The organism is Oleiphilus sp. HI0079 (assembly GCF_001635105.1).
Genome location: NZ_LWFT01000755.1, coordinates 1 through 2,801 on the forward strand (window position 1 = coordinate 1; position 2,801 = coordinate 2,801).

General features: G+C 47.0%; 3 protein-coding genes. 1 reads left to right on the forward strand and 2 read right to left on the reverse strand.

The window, feature by feature from the left end; all coding sequences use genetic code 11:
• Positions 1 to 124 precede the first annotated feature (124 nt).
• Positions 125 to 505, reverse strand: a complete 381-nt coding sequence (locus tag A3750_RS14110) for a YchJ family protein (RefSeq protein ID WP_068548381.1) — start codon at positions 503 to 505, stop codon at positions 125 to 127.
• A gap of 13 nt (positions 506 to 518) precedes the next feature.
• Positions 519 to 1,697, reverse strand: coding sequence for a cation:proton antiporter (locus A3750_RS14115; RefSeq protein WP_068456659.1), 1,179 nt, complete (start codon positions 1,695 to 1,697; stop codon positions 519 to 521).
• A 124-nt stretch (positions 1,698 to 1,821) separates the two neighbouring features.
• Here A3750_RS14115 and A3750_RS14120 point away from each other — a divergent pair.
• The coding region (locus tag A3750_RS14120; protein WP_231871829.1) for an AarF/UbiB family protein at positions 1,822 to 2,801 on the forward strand (980 nt) is incomplete at its 3' end.

Genomic DNA, 2,801 nt, shown 5'->3' on the forward strand with positions numbered 1-2,801 from the left:
GTCTATTGCTGATAAGCTAGGTTTTGCGGTGAGCAGCGGTATAGAGCGCGCGCTCGGAAAGTATATTTCAGAAACAGAAAGCACCAAGGGCATGCGGGCTTAACGTGTTATCGGCTTACTAAGCTTACGATTCGACGGCGCTGACGTAAAACCAAGTGCCGTTTTCTTTCTTGAAGTAACTGTTTTCTTTAAGGCGATGTGCTCGCCCATCAATTTTGTACCTTGCAACGAATTCCACCCAGCCTTCCAAATCTGCCGGCAAGCCTTTGTGAGTAGATTTTATCTTTAAGCCAATCCAATTGGTCGCATCAAGAGTCAGCTTACTTGGACGTGTTGACTCATGCCAGGACCGGATTAAATACCCTGAGTCCATTTTCACGAACGCACAGTAGCGTGATCGCATTAGCGCTTCTGCGGTTTCAGCATCAGCGGCCCCCAAGTGGATTGGACCACAGCATTTTGAGTAAAGCGTGTTGCTGCCACAGGGGCATAAGTCTGATTGCATCGCTAGCTCTCAACTAATCGCGTCGCAGCTTGTCGCTAACCGCGATTGGACTAGGGTAGCGAAAAATAACGAGATAGCTGTTCAATACGAAGCTAAGAATCGCTGTTGCCTGTATAAGATGCGATGCTTCGTTGCTTATTAACTGCTGAGTGAAGGCCAAAAATGCAATCATCAATGAGAACTCGCTGATTTGGCCGAGACGAAACCCAACTTCCCATGCATCGGCCTTTTGTTCACCGCTAATTTTTAGTAAATGCCGGAATCCTATCGGCTTGAGCGCAATCATTAATAAGCCAAGGACGATCGTCGGAACGAGAATGTCATTCAATAGCCCATGATTAAAGTTCGCGCCAAGCGAAAAGAAAAATAACACGAGAAAAAAATCGCGGAGAGGCTTGAGATTGACCGCTATGTACTGGGATATCGGGCTAGTCGCTAAACTAATGCCCGCGATAAAAGCGCCGATTTCGAGAGACAAGCCAAGCGCTTCGGCCGCTTCAGCTAGGCCCAGACACCAGCCAATCGACAACAAAAACATATACTCATGAAAGCGATCGAACTTGGTAAACAAGGGTAAGATAACATAGCGAACGCCAGCAACTGCGCCTAGCCCGACCACTGGAAGCATCGCAAATGACAAAGCGATGTCCATCAGTGCCGAACCTTCGTCACTCGTTCCGCCGAGGCCACCGATCAATAGCAGGACGACAATGGCGATGAGATCCTGGACCAATAAGAGTGCAACAACCAACTCGCCTGTATGTTTGTGGTGCAGTACTGTTGTTGGTAGTAACTTAATACCGATTATGGTGCTTGAAAACATCATGCAAGCACCAATTATCAAAGCTTCGGTGTTGGAAAAGCCGAAGGAAATCGAAACTAGAAATCCTGCAGCAGCGAATATAGCGGAAGTGACAACCGCAACAAAGCTTGCCTTGCCTACCATGCTGCCAAGACTTTTGGGTTGCATGTCCAGACCCAGAAGAAATAATAAGAATATGATCCCAATCTCGGCGATTTCGCTTAGCACTCTTGCTTCAGAAACATAGTTCAAACCGAATGGACCAACAATTGCTCCAATAATAATGTAAGAGAGAATCAGAGGTTGGCGCGCATATAAAGCGAAGGATGCAACGACCGCTGCGCCAGCAAATATGAGAAAGAACGAGTGCACGATCGAGAATTCAGGCATTCGGCGTTAGTTCCATGTGGTATCATCCGTTGAAAGAGCGGGGGGTGTTTGAAACCCTCCGTATACATTGTCGAGAACTACCGGCTACTTGTAAAGCTAGGCAATGGACCCAAGTTAGGTTTATATGAGCAAGACAGACGCTAAATCCCCAAAAAAACCGTTGTTTTCGGAATCTCTGCAAGGCTTGAGCAAGTCAACGCTCGCGCTTTTGAAGCGTTCGGGTGGGATTGCATCGAGCGGTATCGCGTTGCCGAAGCTCTTCTCGCCCGTACTGAAATTGGTTTTATCTGAAGAAAAAGTAGAGCGCACACAACTTGCATCAACGCTTGATGTTCTGTTTGAAGGCTTGTACACGCACCCCGTATCAAGCTATTCAAAAGACCTTACCGCTTATTTGCGCAAGAGCAGCTTTATTCCAAACGAGGAAAGTACGGAGAGACTCATCCGTTATCTCGTTTCTCAGTCTATTTCTCGAAGTCCTGTAGAAATACCAGAGGTGGTCATCGAAGAGTTTTGGCTCTTCTTTCAGGAACTCATTGAGAGCCCAGAGCTACAGGGTATTTTCGAACTCAATCTTGAGATTACGCGCGCGATTCTGCGCGTCTATGAACCCATCCTCGTCGAAGCCATCAATACCATCAAGAATCTGAGGCAGATAAATCGTGATGGTTTTAATTCGATCGTGCGCAAGTTGCAGGTGCTGCGCGGTGATATTCAGATTCTCAAACGACAAATTCAGGCAATAAGATATATAAAACCATTCCTAGAAACGGATCCAAAGGATTTCTCTGGGCAGGCACAGATTGTTTCAAAAATGGTTTCTGAGTTTGGGCCTTTGTTCATCAAAATGGCGCAGGTTGCTGCTGCGAGTGCAGACTTTCTTCCAGAAGAGATTGCGCGCGAACTAGAGGTCTTTCAACAAGATGTAGAGCCAATGACGGCAGAGCAGGTCCGTAACGCCTTTATCGAAGATTTTGGGCAAGCACCCGAATCGCTTTACTATGAATTTGACGCGAGCAAACCTCTCAAATCCGGCTCAATTGGTTCCGTGTTCCTCGCTAAAAAAGCCGTTGAGCGTAATGGAAATGCCGTGCTGGTCCCTAT

Bases quoted from the DNA above. Each gene is read 5' to 3' on its own strand.
- A3750_RS14110 (WP_068548381.1), bottom strand. From the start codon at position 505: ATGCAATCAGACTTATGCCCCTGTGGCAGCAACACGCTTTACTCAAAA.
- A3750_RS14115 (WP_068456659.1), bottom strand. From the start codon at position 1,697: ATGCCTGAATTCTCGATCGTGCACTCGTTCTTTCTCATATTTGCTGGC.